At 72.1% G+C, this 20,399-nt stretch carries 21 protein-coding genes; 7 read left to right on the top strand and 14 right to left on the bottom strand.

Annotated features, from left to right (window positions below; translation table 11 throughout):
- Positions 1-86 precede the first annotated feature (86 nt).
- The 8 genes from ACSDR0_RS40380 to ACSDR0_RS40345 form a co-directional block, all read right to left on the bottom strand.
- Positions 87-986 carry an amidohydrolase family protein gene (locus ACSDR0_RS40380; RefSeq protein WP_435294239.1) on the bottom strand — a complete coding sequence of 300 codons (900 nt, stop codon included), beginning with the start codon at positions 984-986 and terminating at the stop codon, positions 87-89.
- Positions 983-2,278: a vWA domain-containing protein gene (locus ACSDR0_RS40375; RefSeq protein WP_435294238.1), complete on the bottom strand. Its 1,296-nt coding sequence runs from the start codon at positions 2,276-2,278 to the stop codon at positions 983-985. The genes ACSDR0_RS40380 and ACSDR0_RS40375 overlap by 4 nt, the downstream gene beginning before the upstream one ends.
- A complete protein-coding gene (locus ACSDR0_RS40370; protein WP_435294237.1) occupies positions 2,271-3,158 on the bottom strand; it encodes an AAA family ATPase in 888 nt (295 codons plus the stop codon). Before ACSDR0_RS40370 ends, ACSDR0_RS40375 begins: the two co-directional genes overlap by 8 nt.
- Before the next feature lie 146 nt (positions 3,159-3,304).
- The gene (locus ACSDR0_RS40365; RefSeq protein ID WP_435294236.1) at positions 3,305-3,607 is read right to left on the bottom strand and encodes an EthD family reductase; all 303 of its coding nucleotides are present in this window, start codon (positions 3,605-3,607) and stop codon (positions 3,305-3,307) included.
- Positions 3,608-3,638: 31 nt separating this feature from the next.
- Complete coding sequence (locus ACSDR0_RS40360) at positions 3,639-4,676, bottom strand: xanthine dehydrogenase family protein molybdopterin-binding subunit (RefSeq protein ID WP_435294235.1); 1,038 nt, start codon at positions 4,674-4,676, stop codon at positions 3,639-3,641.
- A gap of 3 nt (positions 4,677-4,679) precedes the next feature.
- Positions 4,680-6,065, bottom strand: coding sequence for a xanthine dehydrogenase family protein molybdopterin-binding subunit (locus ACSDR0_RS40355; protein ID WP_435294234.1), 1,386 nt, complete (start codon positions 6,063-6,065; stop codon positions 4,680-4,682).
- Complete coding sequence (locus ACSDR0_RS40350; protein WP_435294233.1) at positions 6,062-6,592, bottom strand: (2Fe-2S)-binding protein; 531 nt, start codon at positions 6,590-6,592, stop codon at positions 6,062-6,064. The genes ACSDR0_RS40355 and ACSDR0_RS40350 overlap by 4 nt, the downstream gene beginning before the upstream one ends.
- Positions 6,593-6,650: 58 nt before the next feature.
- Complete coding sequence (locus ACSDR0_RS40345) at positions 6,651-7,454, bottom strand: FAD binding domain-containing protein (RefSeq protein WP_435294232.1); 804 nt, start codon at positions 7,452-7,454, stop codon at positions 6,651-6,653.
- A gap of 138 nt (positions 7,455-7,592) precedes the next feature.
- On the opposite strand from ACSDR0_RS40345, the gene ACSDR0_RS40340 reads away from it, so the two are divergent.
- Both ACSDR0_RS40340 and ACSDR0_RS40335 read left to right on the top strand, forming a co-directional pair.
- Complete coding sequence (locus ACSDR0_RS40340; protein ID WP_435294231.1) at positions 7,593-8,270, top strand: GntR family transcriptional regulator; 678 nt, start codon at positions 7,593-7,595, stop codon at positions 8,268-8,270.
- A 216-nt stretch (positions 8,271-8,486) separates the two neighbouring features.
- Complete coding sequence (locus tag ACSDR0_RS40335) at positions 8,487-8,747, top strand: hypothetical protein (protein ID WP_435294230.1); 261 nt, start codon at positions 8,487-8,489, stop codon at positions 8,745-8,747.
- 222 nt (positions 8,748-8,969) lie between these two features.
- On the opposite strand, the gene ACSDR0_RS40330 is transcribed toward ACSDR0_RS40335, so the two are convergent.
- From ACSDR0_RS40330 to ACSDR0_RS40315, 4 genes are all read right to left on the bottom strand, one after another.
- Positions 8,970-9,641 (bottom strand): OmpL47-type beta-barrel domain-containing protein, encoded by a 672-nt coding sequence (locus ACSDR0_RS40330; RefSeq protein ID WP_435294229.1) that lies wholly within the window; start codon positions 9,639-9,641, stop codon positions 8,970-8,972.
- An 84-nt stretch (positions 9,642-9,725) separates the two neighbouring features.
- Positions 9,726-10,475, bottom strand: coding sequence for a pyridoxamine 5'-phosphate oxidase family protein (locus ACSDR0_RS40325; protein ID WP_435294228.1), 750 nt, complete (start codon positions 10,473-10,475; stop codon positions 9,726-9,728).
- A 731-nt stretch (positions 10,476-11,206) separates the two neighbouring features.
- Positions 11,207-11,671, bottom strand: a complete 465-nt coding sequence (locus tag ACSDR0_RS40320; protein ID WP_435294227.1) for a carboxymuconolactone decarboxylase family protein — start codon at positions 11,669-11,671, stop codon at positions 11,207-11,209.
- A gap of 67 nt (positions 11,672-11,738) precedes the next feature.
- A complete protein-coding gene (locus tag ACSDR0_RS40315) occupies positions 11,739-12,047 on the bottom strand; it encodes a hypothetical protein (protein WP_435294226.1) in 309 nt (102 codons plus the stop codon).
- 74 nt (positions 12,048-12,121) lie between these two features.
- Between ACSDR0_RS40315 and ACSDR0_RS40310 the strand changes: the two genes are divergently transcribed.
- The 4 genes from ACSDR0_RS40310 (at position 12,122) to sthA (ending at position 18,838) form a co-directional block, all read left to right on the top strand.
- Positions 12,122-15,661, top strand: coding sequence for a protein kinase domain-containing protein (locus ACSDR0_RS40310; RefSeq protein ID WP_435294225.1), 3,540 nt, complete (start codon positions 12,122-12,124; stop codon positions 15,659-15,661).
- A 37-nt stretch (positions 15,662-15,698) separates the two neighbouring features.
- Positions 15,699-16,955, top strand: a complete 1,257-nt coding sequence (locus ACSDR0_RS40305; RefSeq protein ID WP_435294224.1) for a protein kinase domain-containing protein — start codon at positions 15,699-15,701, stop codon at positions 16,953-16,955.
- A gap of 58 nt (positions 16,956-17,013) precedes the next feature.
- Complete coding sequence (locus tag ACSDR0_RS40300) at positions 17,014-17,259, top strand: hypothetical protein (RefSeq protein WP_435294223.1); 246 nt, start codon at positions 17,014-17,016, stop codon at positions 17,257-17,259.
- Between the two features lie 175 nt (positions 17,260-17,434).
- Positions 17,435-18,838, top strand: coding sequence for a Si-specific NAD(P)(+) transhydrogenase (gene sthA / locus ACSDR0_RS40295; RefSeq protein WP_435294222.1), 1,404 nt, complete (start codon positions 17,435-17,437; stop codon positions 18,836-18,838).
- 73 nt (positions 18,839-18,911) lie between these two features.
- Here sthA and ACSDR0_RS40290 read toward each other — a convergent pair whose 3' ends face one another.
- Positions 18,912-19,088: a hypothetical protein gene (locus ACSDR0_RS40290; protein ID WP_435294221.1), complete on the bottom strand. Its 177-nt coding sequence runs from the start codon at positions 19,086-19,088 to the stop codon at positions 18,912-18,914.
- A gap of 218 nt (positions 19,089-19,306) precedes the next feature.
- On the opposite strand from ACSDR0_RS40290, the gene ACSDR0_RS40285 reads away from it, so the two are divergent.
- Positions 19,307-20,164 carry a TIGR02452 family protein gene (locus tag ACSDR0_RS40285; protein ID WP_435294220.1) on the top strand — a complete coding sequence of 286 codons (858 nt, stop codon included), beginning with the start codon at positions 19,307-19,309 and terminating at the stop codon, positions 20,162-20,164.
- Positions 20,165-20,167: 3 nt separating this feature from the next.
- Here the strand turns inward: ACSDR0_RS40285 and ACSDR0_RS40280 are convergent.
- A partial coding sequence (locus ACSDR0_RS40280; protein WP_435294219.1) for a hypothetical protein occupies positions 20,168-20,399 on the bottom strand: 232 nt, incomplete at its 5' end.

The following is a 20,399-nucleotide window of genomic DNA, read 5'->3' as shown; positions in this document are numbered from 1 at the left end:
GCGGCGCCGGTCCGGGGGCTGCCGGCGTGCGATGACGCCGGCTTCCGCGGGCGGGAGCCGGGCCCCGGCGATCGCTCGACCGGTGCTCACAGGCGATAGACCCGGCGGGCGGTCGAGGCGAACACGTCCTGGACGGCCTGGGCGGACCGGTGGGCAAGGGCCTCCTGCCAGGTGGAGACCAGGGTGGGCAGGTCGGTCCAGATCTTCTCGACGGGGAAGTTGCTCCCCCACATGCAGCGGTCGGAGCCGAAGGCCTCCAGGCAGGTGTCCGCGACCGCCTCGATCAGTGAGCGGTCCACGCGGTGTACGAACGTGCCCTGGCCGGTGAGCTTCACCACGACGTTGGGCCGCTCGGCCAGCAGTCTCAGGCCGCGTTGCCACTCCGCCACCTTGGACGCTTCGGAGCTGTCGAGCATCCCCGCGTGGACCAGTACGAACGTGACGTCGGGGAAGTCGTCCACGAAGCTCGCGGCGTCGGCCATCTGACCGGCGAACACCTGGAGCTCGAACAGCCAGCCGAGGTCGGCGAGCGAGGCGATGTTGCGGCGGAAGACGGGATCCTTCATGCGGTCGGGGGCGGAGGCGAAACGGAACTCCGGCCGCTCGTGCCAGTGCAGCTGCAGCCGGGTGCCCCTCATGAGCGGGGTGAGCGCGGCCTGGCGGCGCATCACATCCGCCGCGCCCTCGTCGAAGAGGTCCGCGGAGCCGACCACGGCCGTGGGCCAGCCGGTCTCCGCGTGGGTCTCGCGCAGCCAGCGCACCTCGTCCAGGGAGCGGTCGAGCGGCCAGTTGGCCTGGACGTATACCGCGGAGGTGATGCCGCAGGCGGTGGCCTCCTCGACGTACTCGGACACCGGGTAGTCGCGGCGGATCGGTTCGTAGGGGCCGAAGATGCGCGGGATCATCTCTCCGCGGAGCCAGGGCAGGTCGGCGGCACGCCAGATGTGGTGGTGCGCGTCGACGATTTCGGCGGTGGTGTCGTTCATGAGCGGCTTCCCGTGGGTCGTGGAGTGGGCCACTGCCTGGCCGCCGCGTGCCGGGGGCCGGACAGGACCACCGGAAGGCGGCGGACCTCCGCGAGGGCGGTGGGCAGGTCGCGCACACCGCCGAGGTGGTCGAGATGGGGGAGCTGGGCGGCCATGGCGCGCGTGACCGGGCTGTAGGTGGGGGAGCAGGCCAGCGGCGACCACCAGACGAGCCGGTGGCTCAGGCGGGACAGGCGGGCGGTCGCGCGGACCATGGGGACGCAGTCGCCGCGTTCGAGTCCGTCGGAGAGCACGATCACGAGCGCGCCCCTCGCGAGCGCCACGAACCTCGGGACGCCCAGGAACTCGTGCAGTGCCGCCCCGATCGCGGTGCCGCCGTCGGCGTCCGTGACCAGCTCGGACACCGCTCGCAGCGCCCGGCCGGTGTGGGGGTGCGACAGCGCGGAGGTGATCCTGGTGAGCCGGGTGCCGAAGGTGAAGACCTCGGTGCGGGCCGGCGCCGCGCGCAGTGCCGTGTGCGCCAGGCGGAGCAGATCGGGGGTGTGGCGCCGCAGCGAGCCCGAGACGTCGACCAGGATGAGCAGGCGGCGCGGGCGCGGGGGCCGGGCGCGCCGCCGCAGCTCGATGATCTCCCCGTCGTGGCGGTGCGCCTGCCGCCAGGCGTGCCGCACGTCCAGCCGGTCGCCGGACCGCGCCGGGCGCCGCCGCCTGGACGGGGTCGAGGGCAGTACGGCGGGCCAGGCGGTCTCCAGGGCCCGCGTGACCGAGCGCCACCGGTCGCCGGCCGCGTCGAAGTCCCGCCTGCCGTACGTGCTGAGCGTGCTGGCCTCTATGCCGTCGCCGGCCAGCACCTCCCGCGGGGCGGGGTCGTCCTCGCCCGGCCCCTGGGGGGAGGGGACGTCGCTCTCCCCGGCGGGGGGTGGCGGTACGGTCTCCGGAAGGCCGCCCTGCCGGAACCACGCGGTGAAGACCCGGTCGAACGCGGGGAGCTCGCCGATGTCGTGCAGCAGGATGATCCGGGCGTACCAGTACAGGGTGGTCAGGTCGCGCGGCGGTGCCGCGCCGACGACCCGCAGCAGGTCGGCCTGTTTCGGCAGCGCGGTGGTCACGCCCGCGGCGCGCAGCGCGGACAGGAACCCCCACAGGTGGTCGGCCGCGAGGGCGACGGGTTGGGTGTCGCCGGGCGGTTTCTCCGTGAGGGTGGGTTGGGTGTCGCCGGGCGGTTCCTCCGTGAGGGCGACGGGTTCGGTGTCGTCAGGCGGCTTCTCCGTGAGGGGGGTGGGCTCAGGCATCGCCGAACAGCTCCTCCGCGTGCCCGGCGAGCAGCCGGGTGTCCTCCTCGTCCTTGATGAGCAGGCCGAGGGCGCGGCGCAGCGCCACGGGCCAGGGGCTGCCGCCCTCGGCCAGGGCCACCGCGCCCCGGGCCCACTCCACCGACTCGGCGATGCCGGGCCGTTTGAGCAGCGGCAACCCGCGTACCCGCTGGACGGCCCGCACCAGCCCCTCCGCCGCCCGCTCCTCCAGGCCGGGTACGGCCGCGCGCAGGATCGCCCGCTCGCGATCGACCTCGGGGAAGGCGATCCAGTGGTAGAGGCATCGTCGCTTGAGCGCGTCGTGCAGCTCGCGGGTCCGGTTGGAGGTCAGCACCACGACCGGTGGCGTGCGCGCCCGGATGGTGCCCAGCTCCGGGACGGTGATCTGGAAGTCGCCCAGGAACTCCAGCAGGAACGCCTCGAACTCGCTGTCGGCGCGGTCGATCTCGTCGATCAGCAGGACCGCGCCGCGATCGGCCTCCAGGGCGCGAAGCAGCGGCCGCCGCAGCAGGAACTCCTCGCGGTAGAGGTCGCCGACCTCCTGGCCGCGGCTCTCGGCCACCCGTACCTGCAGGAGCTGCTTGGGGTAGTCCCACTCGTACAGCGCCTGTCCGGCGTCCAGCCCCTCGAAGCACTGGAGCCGGATGAGCTCCCGGCCGACGACGCGCGAGAGCACCGTGGCGACCTCGGTCTTCCCGACGCCCGGTTCCCCCTCGAGCAGCAGCGGCCGGCCCAGCCGCAGCGCCAGGTGGACGGCCGTGCACAGGCCCTCGTCGGCGAAGTACCCCTCCCGTTCGAGCGCCGTGGCGAGCTCGCGCTCGTCCAGGTGACGGCCCGCCGAGGAGGACCCGGCGGGCACGGAGGGAACCCCGGAGGGCGCCGTGGCGGACCCGCCGGGCGCCGGGAAGGCTCCGGAGGGCGTCGTGGAGAACCCGGCGGGCGCGGGAGGAGTCCCGGGGGGTGCCGTGGAGAACTCGCCGGGCGCCGGGGAGGCCCCGAGAGGCGTCACAACTGGGCGTGCTCGGTCGTGAGCAGGTGGATCCGCTGGGTGGTGTGCGCGGCGGCGTCGGCCGCGGCGGCCTTGCCGTGCTCGGAGCCGAACGCGGCGACGCGGGCGGCGTCGTCGTCGAAGTAGAGCTCGTTCACCGAGTCGAACGGCGCGTCCTCGCCGTTGCTGACGCTCACCGTGTACTTGCGCAGCCCGGGAAGCTTCTTGGCGAACTCGACGTGGTCCTCCACGACCCACTTCGCGAACTCCTCGTGGGAGAGGTTCTCCGCGCGCTTGAGCAGTGACACGACTTTCAGCATGGTTGTCGGTTCCTTTGGATCAGGTGGGTGTTCAGGCGTCCTCGCGCGAGGCCATCTCGCGCGAGGCGTCCTCACGCAGGGCGTCCAGCCCGCGCAGGACGCGTTCGGGGGTGAAGGGCATCGCCGTGAGGCGCACGCCGCAGGCGTCGAAGATGGCGTTGCCGATGGCCGGGATCGGCGCGTTGGCGGTCATCTCGCCGATGCCCTTGGCGCCGTAGGGGCCGTTGCCCGCCGGGCGTTCCAGGAACAGGCTGTGCTGTACGGGGATGTCGGCCGGCCCCGGCATGAGATAGTCGGCGAAGTCGCGGGGCCCGTGGTCGCGCCGCGGGTAGTAGGGCTCGGTGGTCTCGAACAGGGCGTGCGACATGCCCATCCAGGCCCCGCCCTCGACCTGCTGGGTCGCCATGGCAGGGTTGAGCGCCCGGCCGATCTCGTAGGCGTTGTACAGCTCCAGCACCTCGACCGCTCCGGTCTCGTCGTCCACCTCGACGACGGCGACCGTGCACGCGTGCGCCTGGCACGAGTCGGGGTCCATCTCTCCGGTCTCGGGCACCGGCACGCTCGGCTCCTTGAGGAAGATGCCGCGCCCGGAGATCGTGCGGCCGTGCTTGAAGTGCGCGGCCATGGCCAGGTCGGAGATGTGGATGCTCCGCTCCTCCGAGCCCTTGAGCTTGATGACGCCGGTGCCGTCGGTCTCCAGGTCCCCGGCGTCGACCTCCAGCTCCTCGGCGGCGACCTCCAGCATCACGCCGCGCGCCTCGGCCGCCGCCATGATGACGGCGTTGCCGACGCGGTGGGTGCCCCGGCTGGCGAAGGTCCCCATGCAGTGCGGGCCGGTGTCGGTGTCGGCGGTGTTGACCAGGACGTTCTCGATCGGCAGGCCGAGCGTCTCGGCCGCGCACTGCGCGGCGATCGTCTTGATGCCCTGGCCGAGGTCCACCGAGGACAGCGTGATCACGAACGTGCCCGTGGTCGTGGCGTGGATCAGCGCCTGCGAGGGGTCGCCGCCGAGGTTCATGCCGGTCGGGTAGTTCACCGAGGCGTACCCACGCCCGCGCAGCCTTGCCATGGCCTACAGCCCCTCTCGTGTCGTCGAGGACATCCGGCGGTACGCCTCGGGCAGCTCGTGCCCGGACATCTCCGCGGCCTTCTGGATCACTTCGACCAGGGCCGTGCCCTCGGCGACCTTGCGGTGGGCCTTGAGGTCCCCGTCGCGGTAGGCGTTGAGGAGGCGCAGCTGCAACGGGTCCATGGACAGGGCCCTGGCGATCCGGTCCATCTGCGACTCCAGCGCGAAGTCGCCGATGGTCACGCCGAACCCGCGCATGGCGCTGGAGGGCGTGCGGTTGGTGAACACGCAGTGGCAGTCGGCCCACACGTTCGGGATCGAGTACGGTCCGGGCATGTGGGCGGCGGCCTTGGTGGTGCCGTACGGGGTGTGCCGGGCGTAGGCGCCGGAGTCGACGTACAGCGTGACCTTGCGGCCGATGATCCGGCCGTCGTTCATCACGGCGTCCCTGATGTAGATGCGCTCGGCCGCGCGCGGCGAGGAGATCTGCATCTCCTCGTACCTGCTGTAGACGAACCTGACCGGGCGGTCGGTCACCATGGCGGCCACGCACGCGACCGGTTCGACGACGACGTCGACCTTGCCGCCGAAGCCTCCGCCGACCGTCCCGCCGACGACGCGCAGCTTGTTGAACGGGGTTTCGAGGATCAGCGCGGTGTTGTCGAGGGTGAAGAAGCACGCCTGGGTGTCGGAGTGGATGCGCAACCGGCCGTCGGGCTGCGGGACCACCACGCAGCCGGTGGTCTCCGTGGGGGCCTGCTCGATCGGCGCGGACTCGTAGCGCCACTCGAAGACGTGGTCGGCCTCCCCGAACGCCTTCTCCACGTCGCCGAACCGGATCCGCCGGCAGTGGTGTCCCTCGTACGTGAAGAAGTTGCGGCCGTGGTACTCGTTGACCAGCGGGGCCCCCTCCGCCAGGGCCTCCTCGACGTCGAAGACCGCGGGCAGGTCCTCGTAGTCGACCCTGATCCGGGCCACGCCCTCCATGGCCGCCGCCTCGGACTCGGCGACCACCGCGCAGATCGGCTCGCCGAGGTAGCGGACCTTGTCCACGGCCAGGATCGGCTCGTCGTCCGGCCCGACGCCGATCAGTTTGAGCGGGGTGTAGATGTTGTTCGGGATGTCCGCGTGGGTGAGGATCCGCGTGACGCCGGGCACGGCGAGGGCGTCGGTCAGGTCGACGTTCCTGATCCTGGCGTGGTGGCGGGCCGAGCGGTGCATCTTCAGGTGCAGCATTCCCGGCGGGGCGACGTCCTCGAAGAACTCGGTCCTGCCGGTGACGTGCCCGCGCGCGTCGGAGCGCTGGACGACCGAGCCGATGACGGTGAAGTCGTCCTCGCGCTCGGCGGCGAAGGAGCTCTTGTCGATGGGGGCGAGCCGGTAGGTCATCGCGACACCGTCCCTTCCACGGGCTCTTCCACGGGCTGTCCCGGCTCCGCGTTCTCCCCGCGCCTGCGCCTGGCCGCGTCCAGGATGGCGATCATGATGGGCTGGTAGCCGGTGCACCGGCAGACGTTGCCCGAGATCGCCTCGGCCACGTCCTCCCGGCTCGGATCGGGGCTGCGGTCGAGCAGCGCCTCGGCGACCATGATCATGCCCGCCGTGCAGAACCCGCACTGGGTGGCGAAGTTGTCGACGAAGGCGCTCTGCACCTCGTCGAGATCCCCGCCGGAGGCCACTCCCTCGAGCGTGCGGACCGAGCAGCCCGAGACCGTCTCCACGGCGACCAGGCACGCGGTCACGGGCCGGTCGTCGACCAGCACGGTGCAGGTGCCGCAGCTTCCCTGCGCGCAGCCGCGCTTGGCCGCGGTGAGCCCCAGCGAGTCGCGCAGGGTCGCCAGGAGTGTGGTCCCCGGCCTGGCGATGAACTCCCGGGGTTCGCCGTTGACGACGAGCGAGACGATCTGTGACGACATTGTCCGGCCCTTTCTGGGGGGTGGGCACGTGGTGGGCACACGCGGGCGCGCGGAACCGCTAGGGGGTGAAGGCCCGGCGCAGGTGCACGGGCAGGACACGCGCCCGGTACCAGGCGCTGGCGTAGGCGTCGTCGAAGGGCGCGGCGTCGGAGCGGGCGGCCTCTCCGGCCTCGGTCAGGACCTCGGGGCTCAGCGGGCGGCCCAGCAGCAGCCGTTCGGCCGACACCGCGCGCACCGGGCGTGGGGCGACGCCGCCTAGGGCGATCCTGGTCGAGGTCACCACGCCGTCCACGGTGCGCGTCACGGAGGCGACGGTCACGATGGACGCCGAGTTCAGCCTGCGGCGCATGGCCTTGTGGTAGTACCAGGTTCCCGGCTCGGGCACCGCCGCCACCACCGCCGTGACGAACTCGCCCACGGCGACCCCCGAGGCGAGCACGTCGGCCACCGGGGCGTCGCGCCGCCCGCCGGGCCCCGCGATCTCGCACACCGCGTCGAGGGCGAGCAGGCAGACCGCCAGGTCGCCGTACGGCTGCGCGACGAACAGGTTGCCGCCCACGGTCGCGAGGTTGCGGATCGTCGGGGAGGCGATCGTGCGCATCGCCGGGCGCAGGAAGCCGAGCCCGGGGTGCTCCTCGACGGAGGACAGGGGCGCCGCCGCGCCGATCCTGGCCACGCCGTCGCGGACCTCGATCCCCGCCAGCCCGGCCCTGCGCAGGCTGATCAGCTCGCTTTCTGCCGCGGCCCCGCTGGTGACCAGCGGCATCACGACGGTGCCGCCGCCCATGATCCGGCCGCCTCTGGCCGAGTGGGCCACAACGGCCTCCGCGGACTCGGGCACGTGGACCGCCTGGATCATCATGTCCGGACCCCCTGCGTTACAAGCGGGTTAAATATCGATAATTGATTATCGGAACCGTAGGCTGGGCATCATCCCGGCGTCAAGGGGGGATCAGGAGGAGATCGTGAGCGAGAATCGATACTCGGTAGGATGCGCTCCATGACCGAGGAGCCCTCCATGCTGCCGCGGCTGACGCTGTCGCGGCAGATTCGCGACTCGCTGGTCAGCCGGATCGTCTCCGGCCAGTTCAGACCCGGTGAGCGACTGGTGGAGACGCGTCTCGCGGCGACGTACGGCACGAGCCAGGCACCCGTCCGCGAGGCGCTGCGCGAGCTGGAGGTCATGCGGCTGGTGGAGACCCTGCCGCGCAGGGGCACCTTCGTGCGCCCCTTCGTCCACGAGACGCTCAGGGAGAGCTACGTCGTGCGGGCCGCGCTGGAGGAGACCGCCATCCGGCTGGCCCTGCTCGCCGGGTCCGTCCCGGTGGAGGCGCTCGGGTCGGACGTGGCGGCGATGCGGGCCGCGGCCGCCGAGGGCGACGGCGAGGCGTCCATGCGGGCGAGCGTGTCCTTCCACCGGCGCATCGTCGAGGCCGCTCGCAACGAGCTGCTCAGGCTCTCCTGGGAGGGGCTGCAGATCGAGGCGCGCACGTCGGTCACGATGCTCGCGACCGGCGTGGACCTCCACGACATCGCCCGCGACCACGCCGAGCTGCTGGCGGTGATCGAGCGCGGCGACCTGGAGACGGCCTGCAAGCACGCCCGCGACCACCAGTGGCACTACGCCGACCTCCCGCACGACGCCCACGGCCGGGTCCGCGACACCGCCGCCGGCTGAATCACCGCCCATCCGAGGGGTTCGCGGTTGGAACCCCGCGACCGGGGTAGCCGGGCTGGGCTGTCGTCATCACCGGCCGGAACGGCGGGCACCCGATCCTTGTGAAGGGCCGGCGCCCGCCGCGGCACGGACGGCGAGGTCGTGCGCGGCGCGGGAGCCCGCACGACGTCACCTACCGGATCGGGATGCGAATACGGTTCTAGGAAAGGTGAGATCGTGACGAGTAACTCTGGACAGACCGGTTCCGAGGCGGCGTCGGCCGCGGCCAAGACGCTGGCCGACCCCAATGCGACCGCGGAGGAGAAGTCCGCCGCCGCCAGCGCGCTGTCGCAGGCCCCGGAGAGCCAGGGAGAGACCGGAGCCGAGGCGGCCTCGGCCTCGTCCAAAACGCTGTCGGACCCGGAGCAGGGCGGCACGGAGAAGTCCGCCGCTGCCAGCGCGCTGTCCCAGACGCCGGAGAACACCGACGGGAAGTGACGAGCGCGGCCGCCCGGAGACCCTCCGGGCGGCCCGCCGTTCGAGGCGTCACCGCGACGTGCCCCGCCGGTGACCCCGGCCGTGGCCGGCGTTCGTCCCGACGGTCACGGCCCGATTCCGCCGAAGGGGCGGCGCGCGGCCGACCGCCGCGAGCGCGCCGAAAGACGTCCGGGTCGCGGCCGTGGCGTACCGGTCGGATACGCCACGGCCTCCGGGAGAGAGCTAGGACAGGCGCGCGATGAGCGCGTCGGTGTCGCGGGCCAGGACCTGCCTGACCTCCTCCACCGTCACGACCGACGCGTCGACGGCCACGGCGCGGAACTGCTGCAGCGCCTTGACGGTCTTGGCGTCGTTGCCGTTCGCCTCGGCCTTGCGGACCTTGGTGAGCTGGTTGTGCAGCTTGTTCGCGCCCTTCTGGCTGAGCCTGCCCGTCGCGGCGAACCGGTCGATCAGGTTGCCCAGGTCACGCGTGGAGGTGGTGACCCCGAAGATGACCGTCTGGTTCGTCTTGTTGCCCGCGTTGTCGGTCGCGGTGACCTTCAGCGAGTGGGTCGTGAGACTCAGCTCGTACAGCGGGCGCAGCAGGCCGGACTGGTAGGGGTTGTCGTCGAGCGTGCCCTTGAGGGTCTTGACCCCCGAGGTGCTGTCCACCGCCTGCCAGCTGATCCGCAGATCCTGGCTGTCGCCGTAGATCTGGCCGCCGGAGATGCCGGAGATCAGGACCGTCGGGCGGGTGCCGTCGATCTTCAGCGTGGCGGCCTTCTCGGTCTCCACGTTCCCGGCCTTGTCCTTGGCCCGGTAGGCGAGGGTGTGGGTGCCGTCGCCGGAGATGTTCACCGGCTCGGTGTACGGCCTCCAGCCGCCGTCGTCGAGGGAGTACTCGATCCCGGCCACCCCGACGGGCGCAGGACGTTCGCGGAGTTCGTGTCGGCGGCCTCGGACCGGGCACGGGGGCGATGACCGGGAGGGTCCGGAGGGTCAGGTGGCCCGCGTGCCCGTACGGGCGGCGATGTGATCCGGAGGGTCGATCCCGGCCGGAAGCAGGGGGTCGGGGACCGGGGCCAGCCAGGTGGTGGCCAGGGGCAGCCGGCCCGCCCAGATCCCCAACGCGGCATCGGGCCCGTCGCCGTCGTCGGGCGGTCCCGCGCTCACCTTGACCGACGCCTCGGCCAGGGAGATCGCGAGGATCGTCGTCGCGGCGAGCTCCTTGCGGCTGGGTCGCCTGGCGTAGTCCCACTGGCCGGGGGCGGCCCGCTCGGTCAGGATTCGCAGCGCGGCCAGTTTCTCCTCGCCCTCCAGGGACCTGGGCACGCCGTAGACCATGGCGGAGCGGTAGTTGACGCCGTGCTCGAACACCGACCTGGCCAGGATGAGGCCGTCCACGTGGGTGACCGTCACGCAGACCGTTCCCAGGCCCGCGCCCGCCGCCCCTTCCGCGTCCGTGTCGGCGTCCGTGTCGGCGCCCGCGTCTTCGGACCCGGGCCCGGCGGGGCGCCGCGCGGGCTCCCGGGCGGTCAGGCTCCTGCTGGCCACCGAGCCGTGCACGTAGAGGTTGTCGGTGTCGAAGCCGTAGACCGTGGGGACCACCATGGGCACACCGCCGGAGATCACTCCCAGGTGGCAGACGAATCCGGCGCCCAGTACCTCGTACAGGGCGGCGCGATCGGTGCGGCCCTTCTCCCGCAGGCGGCGGTGCCGGGTGCGCTCGGTTGTCGACAATTCGTTCATGGGGCGACATTCAATCAGGTGACCTCGGAGTTCGAAGATCTCGCGGTTCGGTGTCTCACGGTTCGGATCGGCCCGGAGGGATCCGGGCCGCCTCGGGAGGATCCGGGGCGCCTCGCCGGGGTTCGGGGCGCCTTGGGAAGGACCCGTAGGGGGCCCGCGCCGGGAACCCGTGGGAGGAACGGCGGCGGAACGGAGAAAGACCCGCCGGGGCGGGTCTTTCGCGAGGAGGGGCGGAGAGTCAGGCGGCGGATGTGGGGCCGCTCGTCCGTGGAAAGCGGAGGACGTTGCGACCGGTGTAGGCGCTGAGGTCGACGACCTTGGCGTCACCGGTCACTCCCCGGCGTGTCGCGGAACGAATATCCCTGATCTTGAGCCGTGCGACATATGGTGGCACGACCACAAGTCTCTTCATTGAGCCCCCCGGCGTGATGGTTCCGTTATAAGAAGTATCTACAGATCGCCGCATAAGACTGTCGTAAAGACCAGGTCAATAGGGGAGTGGGCGCCCCGAGGGGGACCGAAGGTCCAGGCCCGGGGTGCGGCCGGGACGGCGCGGGCTCCGCCGCCGGACGGTCTGGGTGCGTCGCCGCATGATCTGCCCCCTTCCCGGGCTCGCCGTGCTCGGAGTCCTATGACACCGGGTCCTGTGACACCGGTTCGCCGGACGCTCGCGCGCCCGGCTCGCACGGTTGCCCGTGCGAGCCAAACCTAGTCCGCCCCGCCCCTCTCGATCAACCGCTTTGGCTACGCAGGGCTCCCGGAACCATACGTGTGGTGACGGCGATCCGGTTCCACGCGTTGATCGTCGAGATGGCCACGACCAGCGCGGCCAGCACCTCCGGCTCGTAGTGCCTGGCGGCCTCCTCCCACACGTCGTCCGGCACCGTCTCGCCGCGGTCGCTGAGCCGGGTGGCCTCCTCGGCCAGGGCGAGGGCCGCCCGCTCGGCGTCGCTGAAGAAGGGCGTCTCCCGCCAGGCCACCACCGAGAACAGCCGCTCGTCGCTCTCCCCGGCCGCCTTGGCGTCGTGGGAGTGCATGTCGACGCAGAAGGCGCAGCCGTTGATCTGGCTGACCCGCAGCTTGACCAGTTCCTTCGTGGTGTGCGGCAGCCCGCTGTCGGTCAGGTATTTCTCCAGCCTCAGCATGGCCCGGTAGGCCTCGGGGGCGAGCTCCCCGATGTTCATCCGCTGCTTCATCGAACACTCCTTGGTTTCTCCGGGTTCCTCACGACGCCGATCACGGTGATCCGGCCGCCGTAGACGGTCAGCCCCTGGACGGCGAGTCCGCCACCGGCTCCGGCGGCCACGGCCCGACGTACTTCCTCGCGCCGTACGCGCGCCGAACGCAGTACGTCCGGCGCGAGTCTCGATACTGTGACCACCAGCCGCCCCATGATGTCCCCGATCTCCGAACGCTCCGCCCGCCCAGCCGAGACCAGGCATCCTGGACCACGCCCTCGGCCTCGTCGACGCTGCCGAGCAGGCCGTACGCCACGCCGGCCAGCCGTGGCCGGACGGCCGCCGACTCCGCCGCGAGAGCTTCGTCGCCGTTCACGTAAGGAGGACGAGACATGTCCCAAGTTTGTGACATCGCCCGAACCTCGCCGTCCTCCGGGGCGTCCAATCCACCGGCGAACGGAGTGTGAGTTGAGTACGGCACTTATCGACGGTGATCCGCAGAGGCTGGGCGGCTACTGGCTGGCCGGGCGGCTGGGCGCGGGCGGCCAGGGCGTGGTCTACGAGGCGTACGACGCCGAGGGCGCGCGCGTCGCGGTGAAGGTCCTGCACGGTGACGCCGGGACCGATCCCGAGCTGCGCGACCGGTTCGGCCGCGAGGCCGCCGCGGCCCGCCGCGTGGCCTCCTTCTGCACGGCGAGCGTGCTGGACGCCGACCTCGACGGGCCCAGGCCCTACATCGTCAGCGAGTACGTGGAGGGACCCAGCCTGCGCAGGGCCGTCGCGGAGGGGCGCCGCTTCACCGGGGGTGACCTGCACCGCCTCGCGACCGCGATCGCCACCGCGCTGACCGCCGTCCACGAGGCCGGGGTCATCCACCGCGACCTCAAACCCGACAACGTGCTGCTGGGCCCGGACGGCCCGCGGGTGATCGACTTCGGTGTCGCCCGCACGGAGGACATGTCGCTGACCGCGACCGGCATGGTGGCGGGCACCCCGACGTACATGGCCCCCGAGATCTTCATGGGCCAGCGCGCGACCGCGGCCGTCGACGTCTTCGCCTGGGGCGGGATCATGGTCTTCGCCGCGACGGGCGCCGACCCGTTCCGGGCGGAGAGCCTGGGCGGGATCATGCACCGCGTGCTGTCGGTACAACCCCAGCTGGACATGCTCCCCGAGCACCTGCGGCCGTTCGTCGCCGCCTCGCTCGCCAAGGACCCCGGGGCCAGGCCCACCGCCAGGGATCTGCTGCTCGCCCTGGTCAGCGGTGACGGGGCCCTCGACACCCCGAGGCTGCTCGCGGCGGGCAGCGACGCCGGGGCCCAGGTCCGCGCGATCTCGGCCGACCCCGCGCTCGGCACCCTCGCCGAGGACGCCTACGTCGCGCTCGGCCCCGCCGAGCGGGAGCTGGCCCCCGAGGTCTTCCTGCGGCTGGTCACCGTGACCGACGACGACCAGCTGGTCGTACGCCAGGCACAGTGGGCCGAGCTCCTCGACGGGCGCCGGGAGGACGAGGCCGCCGCGGTGCGGCGGCTCGTGCAGGTCTTCGCGTACCTGCTCACCCACGACGACCGGGAGGTCTGGCTGGCGCGGCCCGCGCTGCCGCAGGCCTGGCCCAGGCTGCGCGGGTGGGTCCAGGCCAACCGGGACGGCCTGGCCGTGCACCGGGGCATCCTCACCGCCGCGCGGCGCTGGCAGGTCCAGGGACGCAGGGACGGGGACCTGTTCCAGGGCAGCAGCCTGGAGAACGCCATGAGCTGGGCGGCCACCGGGCGCCGCAACATCACGCTCAGCCCGGTCGAACGCGACTTCCTGGAGGCGGGCGCCGCCCTCACCCGGCGCCGCGCCCGCAGGGGCAGGGTGCTCTCCGGCACGCTGGCCGTGCTGCTGGTCGTCGCGCTGGCCGCCGGGGCGTTCGCCGTGCAGCAGAGCAGGGTGGCCGACGCGCGCAGCGCCGTCATCGCCTCCCAGCGCGACCAGGCGACGGCCGCCAGGCTCGCCGCGACGGCCGACACGTTGCGGACCGCCGAGCCGGTCAGGGCCATGCTGCTCAGCGTGGCCGCCTGGCGGCTGGCGCCGGTGGTCGAGGCGAGGGCGAGCCTGACCGGTTCGCTGACCCAGCGGGAGACGGCGACCTTCCACGACCCGGCCACGGGGATACAGACCCTCAGGGCGCTGAGCGCCGACGGGCGCACGCTCGTCAGCGCGAGTGACGGCGAGGCGCGCGTCTGGGACGTGCGGACCGGCAGGCGCGCCGGCGGCTTCACCGGGATCGGCGGCGAGCTGCGCGGGATCGCGCTGAGCCCGAAAGGCGGCCGGCTCGCCGTGATCAGCGGCCAGAGGCTGAGGATCTGGGACGTGCGGACCGGCAGGCCGACCGGCGCCGTCATGGAGGTCCAGGGCCTGACCGCGGGCGGCGACACCACCGCGTCCTTCGGGCAGTCGGAGGACTGGCTCCTGGTCGGGCAGGGAGAGGGGTTCATCGCCTGGAACGTCGTGACCGGCCGGCGGCACTCCCCGGTCGTGGGAGCCATCGGCACCGACGTCTCGGCGGACGGGCGCGGGATCGCGACGGGGACCATCAACGGTGAGGTGGTGGCCTTCACCCTGGAGGACCTGCGCAGGATCCCGCTGGGGGACCGCTGCGGCACCTGCGCGCCGAGGGCGGCCTACAGTCCCGACGGCGCGACCATCGCCGTCGGCAGGGGCAGGAACGTCGAGCTGCGCGAGGCGTCCACCGGGGCGAAGCTGGACACCTTCTTCGAGGAGGGCGCGACCGAGGAACTCGTCTTCAGCTCCGACGGGCGTTTCCTGGCCACGGCGACGAATACGGCCCTGCGGCTCTGGCGGGTCCAGGACGGCAGGCTGCTGCTCACCCAGAGGATCGACGCGTACGAACCCGTCGTGGCCTTCGACCCGGACGGGCGCACCCTGCGCTACCTCACGGAGGACGCGGTGACGAGTCTCGACGTCTCCGCGCTGACCAGGCCCGTCACGCTGAAGGGCCCGGGAACCGGCTGGGCGGCCCTCAGTCCCGGCGGGCGGTTCCTCGCCTCCAGGGGCGCCGAGGCGAGCGAGGTCGTGATCCGCGACGTGCGGCGGCGCACCCGGGTGGGCTCGCTGGACATCGGGCCCGGGGGCTCCGACGGCAACTTCTCGATGGCCTTCAGCGCCGACGGCGGGCGGCTGGTGGTCAACAACGGCTCCCACAGCCCCCGGCTGACCGTCTGGGACACCTCCACCTTCAAGCGGATCGCCACCGTCTCCCTCACCCGCGGCGGCCAGGTGCCCGCCGTGGCGATCAGCGCCGACGGCACCGCCGTGGCCTCGTACACCCTTTACTACGACGCGGCGGTGGCACCCGAGGGGGAGATCCACGTCTGGGACGTGCCCAGTGGCCGGCTCCGCTGGTCGCGGCCCCAGGACCCGGCCGAGGGGCTGGCGTTCACCCCGGACGGCGGGGCGCTCGCGGTCGCGGGGGGTGAGCACCGGCTGCTGGACGCGGGCACCGGCGAGCCGTTCGGCGACACCTACGGCTCGTCCAGCGTCCGCATCCCGGCGATCGCGCTTGCCTTCGGCGCGGACGGTGCCCGCTTCGCCGTCGCCGATCGGGAAGGGCGGATCTCGGTGTTCGAGACCCGGGGCAGGAAGCGGGTGGGCGACATGATCCGGGGCGAGGAGGGGACCGGGGCCGACCTGACGTACTCGCCCCGCGGCGACGTCATCGCCGCGGCGATGACCGAGCGGTCGGTGGGTATCTGGGACGTCGCGACCGGCCGCCGCCTCGGCCAGCCGATCGCCGCCCAGACCGGCGATCTCAGGGCACTGGCGTTCAGCCCCGACGGTGCCCGGCTGATCGCCGTCGACACGGCGGGCACCCTGAGCGAGTACCCGGTCGAGCCGGAGGCGGTGGCGCGGGCGGTCTGCGAGCGCGCGGGCCGCACCCTGTCGCACGAGGAGTGGCGCACCTACCTGGGGGATCTGCCCTATCGCAACGTTTGCCCTGCTTAGGAGCAACTTTTTCGCCACGGGCCGCATCAAACACCCCATGAGAGTGGCGCAGGGGTTGATCGTGGGTGACCCGTGGCGGCTGGGCGGCTACCGCCTCGCCGGGCGGCTGGGGGCGGGCGTCCGGGGTGTGGTCTACGAGGGGTACGACCCGGCGGGGAGGCGGGTCGCGGTGACGGTCCTGCACGGCCGCCCGGGACCCGACGCGTCCGCCGAGGCCGCCGCCGCCCGTCGCGTCGTCTCGCCCTGCACGGCGAACGTGCTGGACGCCGACCTCGACGGGCCCAGGCCGTACATCGTCAGCGAGTACGTGGAGGGGCCCAGCCTGCGCCGGGCCGGGCGGATCTTCGGCGGCGACGACCTGTACGGCCTCGCGACCGCGGTCGCCACGGCGCTGACGGCCCTGCACGACGCCGGGGTGGTGCACCGCGATCTCGCGCCCGGCAACGTGATCCTCGGCGGGGAGGGGCCCAGGGTCACCGGATTCGGGATGGCCCCCGGGCGGGGCATGTCGCTGACCGCCACCGGGCTCAGGACGCGCGTGCCGTCGTACACGGCGCCTGAGGTGTTCACCGGCGGTGCGGCGGGCCCGGCCGCCGACGTGTTCGCCTGGGGCGGGATCGTGCTGTACGCCGCGACCGGCGAGGACCCGTTCGCGGCGGGCAGCCTGGGCGCGGTGATGCACCGGATCCTCTCGCTCGACCCCGACCTGGGCCCGCTGCCCGGCGCCTTGCGGCCCCTGGCCTTCGCCGCGCTCGCCAAGGACGCCGGCGCCAGGCCCGCCGCCCGCGATCTGCTGATCGCCCTGCTCTCCGGCGACCTGGCCGCTCCCCCGAGGGGCGCCCCGGCTCCCGAGGAGGTCTCGCTGCTGCGCTCGGGAGCCGAGGTGGCGGCCAGGGTCCGTACGGCCTGCGACGATCCCGGGCTGGGAGCGCTGGCCGAGGCCGCGTACGCCGCGCTCGACCCGGCGGACAGGGAGCGCGCGCCCGCGGTGTTCCTGAGGCTCGTCGCCATCGCCCCCGACGGGCAGCCGGTCGCCCGCGAGGCCAGGGTGCCCGCCGGGTCCGAGCGCGTCCTGCGCGGTTTCGCGGGGCTGGTCGCGCACCGGGAGGACACGGCGACCCTGGTCCACCAGGCGCTTCCGTACGCCTGGCCCCGCCTGGGGGCGTGGGTCGAGGCCGGCCGCGCCCGCCTCGTGGCGCGCGAGAGGTTCGCCCGGCTGCTTCCCCTGCTGCTGGCCGTCTCGGTGGTGCTGGCGCTGGCCGCGGGGGTGATCGCGATGGGATGGATTGTCTGACCTGCGGATACGTGGGTAAGACCTTCACCGGAAAAGCCACGAGTTTTCGGGGGGAAACATGGCTAGCTGTGAGATCTGCGGTAACGACTACGACCTGAGCTTCGAGGTGCACGCCCAGGGCAAGGTGCACGTCTTCGACAGCTTCGAGTGCGCGATCCAGCGGATGGCGCCGATCTGCGAGCACTGCGGGGTCCGGATCGTCGGGCACGGGGTCGAGGCCGACCGGCACTGGTTCTGCTGCGCCCACTGCGCGCGGAAGGAGGGCGCGGACGCGATCGTGGACAGGGTCGGCGCCAAGGTATGAGACGCCGGTGGCGCGTCGCGGCCCGGGGTTGACGCGAGGTGACGGCGCGCACCGCCGCCCGGCCGCCGGGGGCATCGCACTCGCGTGATGGTGTGAGGCGGTATTAACGAGACTGCCACGATCTGGTATTCCATGAGTCTGGCTGAGATCGCCTCCTGCCCTCACACTGGGGCCTATGTGGGATTTCGATGTCCTCGTCCTTGGTTCGGGGCCGGGTGGGCAGAAGGCCGCGATCGCCGCGGCGAAACTTGAACGGCGTGTCGCGCTCGTCGAGCGACGCAACATGCTCGGCGGGGTGTGCATCAACACCGGCACCATCCCCTCCAAGACGCTGCGCGAGGCCGTCCTGCACCTGACCGGCCTCAACCAGCGCGGCATGTACGGCCAGAGCTACCGGGTGAAGGACGAGATCACCGCGGCCGACCTGGGGATCCGCACCCAGCACGTGATCGGCCGGGAGATCGACGTGATCCGCAGCCAGCTGTCGCGCAACCACGTGGCGACGCTCAACGGGTTCGGCCACTTCGTGGACCCGCACACGATCGGCGTCGTCGACGAGCACGGCCACGAGACCAAGGTCACCGCCGACAAGATCGTCATCGCCACGGGCACCCGGCCCGCCCGCCCCGACACGGTGGAGTTCGACGACCACACCATCATCGACTCGGACGGCATCCTGCAGCTGCAGGACATTCCCGACTCGATGGTGGTCGTGGGGGCCGGGGTCATCGGCATCGAGTACGCCTCCATGTTCGCCGCCCTGGGCACCAAGGTGACCGTGGTCGAGCGCCGCGACCGGATGCTCGACTTCTGCGACCTGGAGATCGTCGAGGCGCTCAAGTACCACCTGCGCGACCTGGCGGTGACCTTCCGCTTCGGCGAGACCGTCGCCGCCGTGGAGCGCCGCTCCAGGGGCGCGCTGACCGTGCTGGAGAGCGGCAAGCGGATCCCCGCCGAGACGGTGATGTACTCGGCCGGGCGCCACGGCATGACCGACGAGCTCGTGCTGGAGGCCGCGGAGCTGGCCGCCGACGCCCGGGGCCGCATCCAGGTCGACGAGCACTACCGCACCACCGTGCCCCACATCTACGCCGTCGGCGACGTCATCGGTTTCCCCTCCCTGGCCGCCACCTCCATGGAGCAGGGCCGCATCGCCGCCCACCACGCCTGCGGCGAACCGCTGCGCGGCATCCACCACCTGCAGCCGATCGGCATCTACACCATCCCCGAGATCAGCTTCATCGGTCCCACCGAGGACGAGCTGACCTCCTCCCACGTCCCCTTCGAGGTCGGCATCTCCCGCTACCGTGAGCTGGCCCGGGGCCAGATCATCGGCGACACCTACGGCATGCTGAAACTCCTGGTCTCCCCGGAGACCCGCGCCCTGCTCGGCGTGCACGTCTTCGGTACCGGCGCCACCGAACTCCTGCACATCGGCCAGGCCGTCATGGGCTGCGGCGGCACCATCGACTATCTGGTCGACGCCGTCTTCAACTACCCCACCCTGGCCGAGTCCTACAAGGTCGCCGCCCTGGACGCCATGAACAAACTCCGCCGCGTGGCCCGCTTCGAACTCTGATTCCCGCCTCTCGGAGGTCGGCCCACCACGCCGACCTCGGCAAAGGCCCTGTCCGAACCGGGGGCGTTCACGGTCACGGGCGCAGGAGGTGGTTTCCGGCGAGCTGGACGGCCTCGCGTCTGGTGTGCCCGGGGTGGTCCACGACGATGAAGTGGCGGCCGATCGCGAGCGCGAACGCCAGGGTGCTGCGTGCCTCGATCTCGTCGGGGTCGGTGACGAACGTGCCGAACATCTTCCGCAGGAACTCCATGCGCTCGTTGTCGACACGCCACAGGCGCGTCGCGACGGACGGGCCTGGTGGCCTCGACCCGCGAGGACGGCGATCTCGTCGCGGTCACCCGGACGTACGACCCGCGAGGGCCCTCCACCCTGGTCCGCGCGACGAGCCCCGAAGCCGCGGTGAGGTAGGTCGCGTAGCCGCGAAAACCGTTCGGCCGGTGAGATGGTCACGGCCTACCATGCGGACACGTGAGCAGAAGATTGCGTGGGATCGCGGCCGTCAACGCGCGGATCGCCGCCGAGGGCGAGTACTCGACCGACGACGGCACCGTCGTCGTCGTGGGCCCGGCACTGAAGGCGGCGCTCTCCGGCACGGTGAGCCACCCGGCGGACGGGCACATCGACGTGCCCCACCCGGTGACCGATCACCGCCGGACGTCTTTCCAGGTGACCGCCGAGGGCAGCCTCCAGGCCGCGCGACGGCTGCACCTCGCCGGGGCCGGGCGGATCGCCGTTCTGAACTTCGCCTCGGCCCGTAACCCCGGAGGCGGCTACCTCGGCGGCGCCAAGGCCCAGGAGGAGGATCTCTGCCGCAACGCCCTGCTGTATCCCTGTCTCCTGCGGGCTCCCGACCACTACGCCGCCCACCGCGCCTCCTCCGACCTGCTCTACAGCCATCGCGTCATCTGGTCTCCCGACGTTCCCGTGCACCGCGGCGACGACGGTCGGCTGCTGAGCGAGCCGTACCTCGTCTCCTTCCTGACCTCTCCCGCTCCCAACGCCGGAGAGGCGCTGCGCCGTGACCCGGGCGTGCGGAACCGAATCCGGCGCGTGCTCCACGAGCGCGCGGAGAGAGTGCTGGCCGTGGCCGCCCATCACGGCGCGCGCGGGCTGGTCCTCGGCGCCTGGGGATGCGGGGTGTTCCGCAACGACCCCCGTGAGGTCGCCGAGGCGTTCCACACCCACCTCGCCGCGGGCGGTGCGTTCTCGACGGTGTTCGAACGGGTGGTGTTCGCGGTCTGGGATCGTTCACCCGACTCCGCCAACCGGGCCGCGTTCGCCGAACGTTTCACCTCCGTGGAGGAGCCGGCCTCCGGACGACCGTGAGCGTCACACCCGCGGAAGGGTTCGCCAAGGGCCGAGAATCCGCCAGGTCACGTGTGATCCGGCGATCGGATCTCGCCTCGCGTGACGATCGCGAACCGCGACCAGGATCTGCCACGTGGCCGGCGGTACCGGCCGGAAATCCCACGAAACCGCCTCTGAGTGGGCGTTTGACATCGATTTACGATGGGTATTTTGATGTGCTTTGTCGTATTCATCACCAACCTGCACGGCCTGA

The organism is Streptosporangium sp. G11, from assembly GCF_051192615.1.
GTDB lineage: Bacteria > Actinomycetota > Actinomycetes > Streptosporangiales > Streptosporangiaceae > Streptosporangium.
The sequence above is the reverse complement of the archived record's forward strand: the minus strand, read 5'-3'. Positions and strand labels throughout refer to the sequence as shown.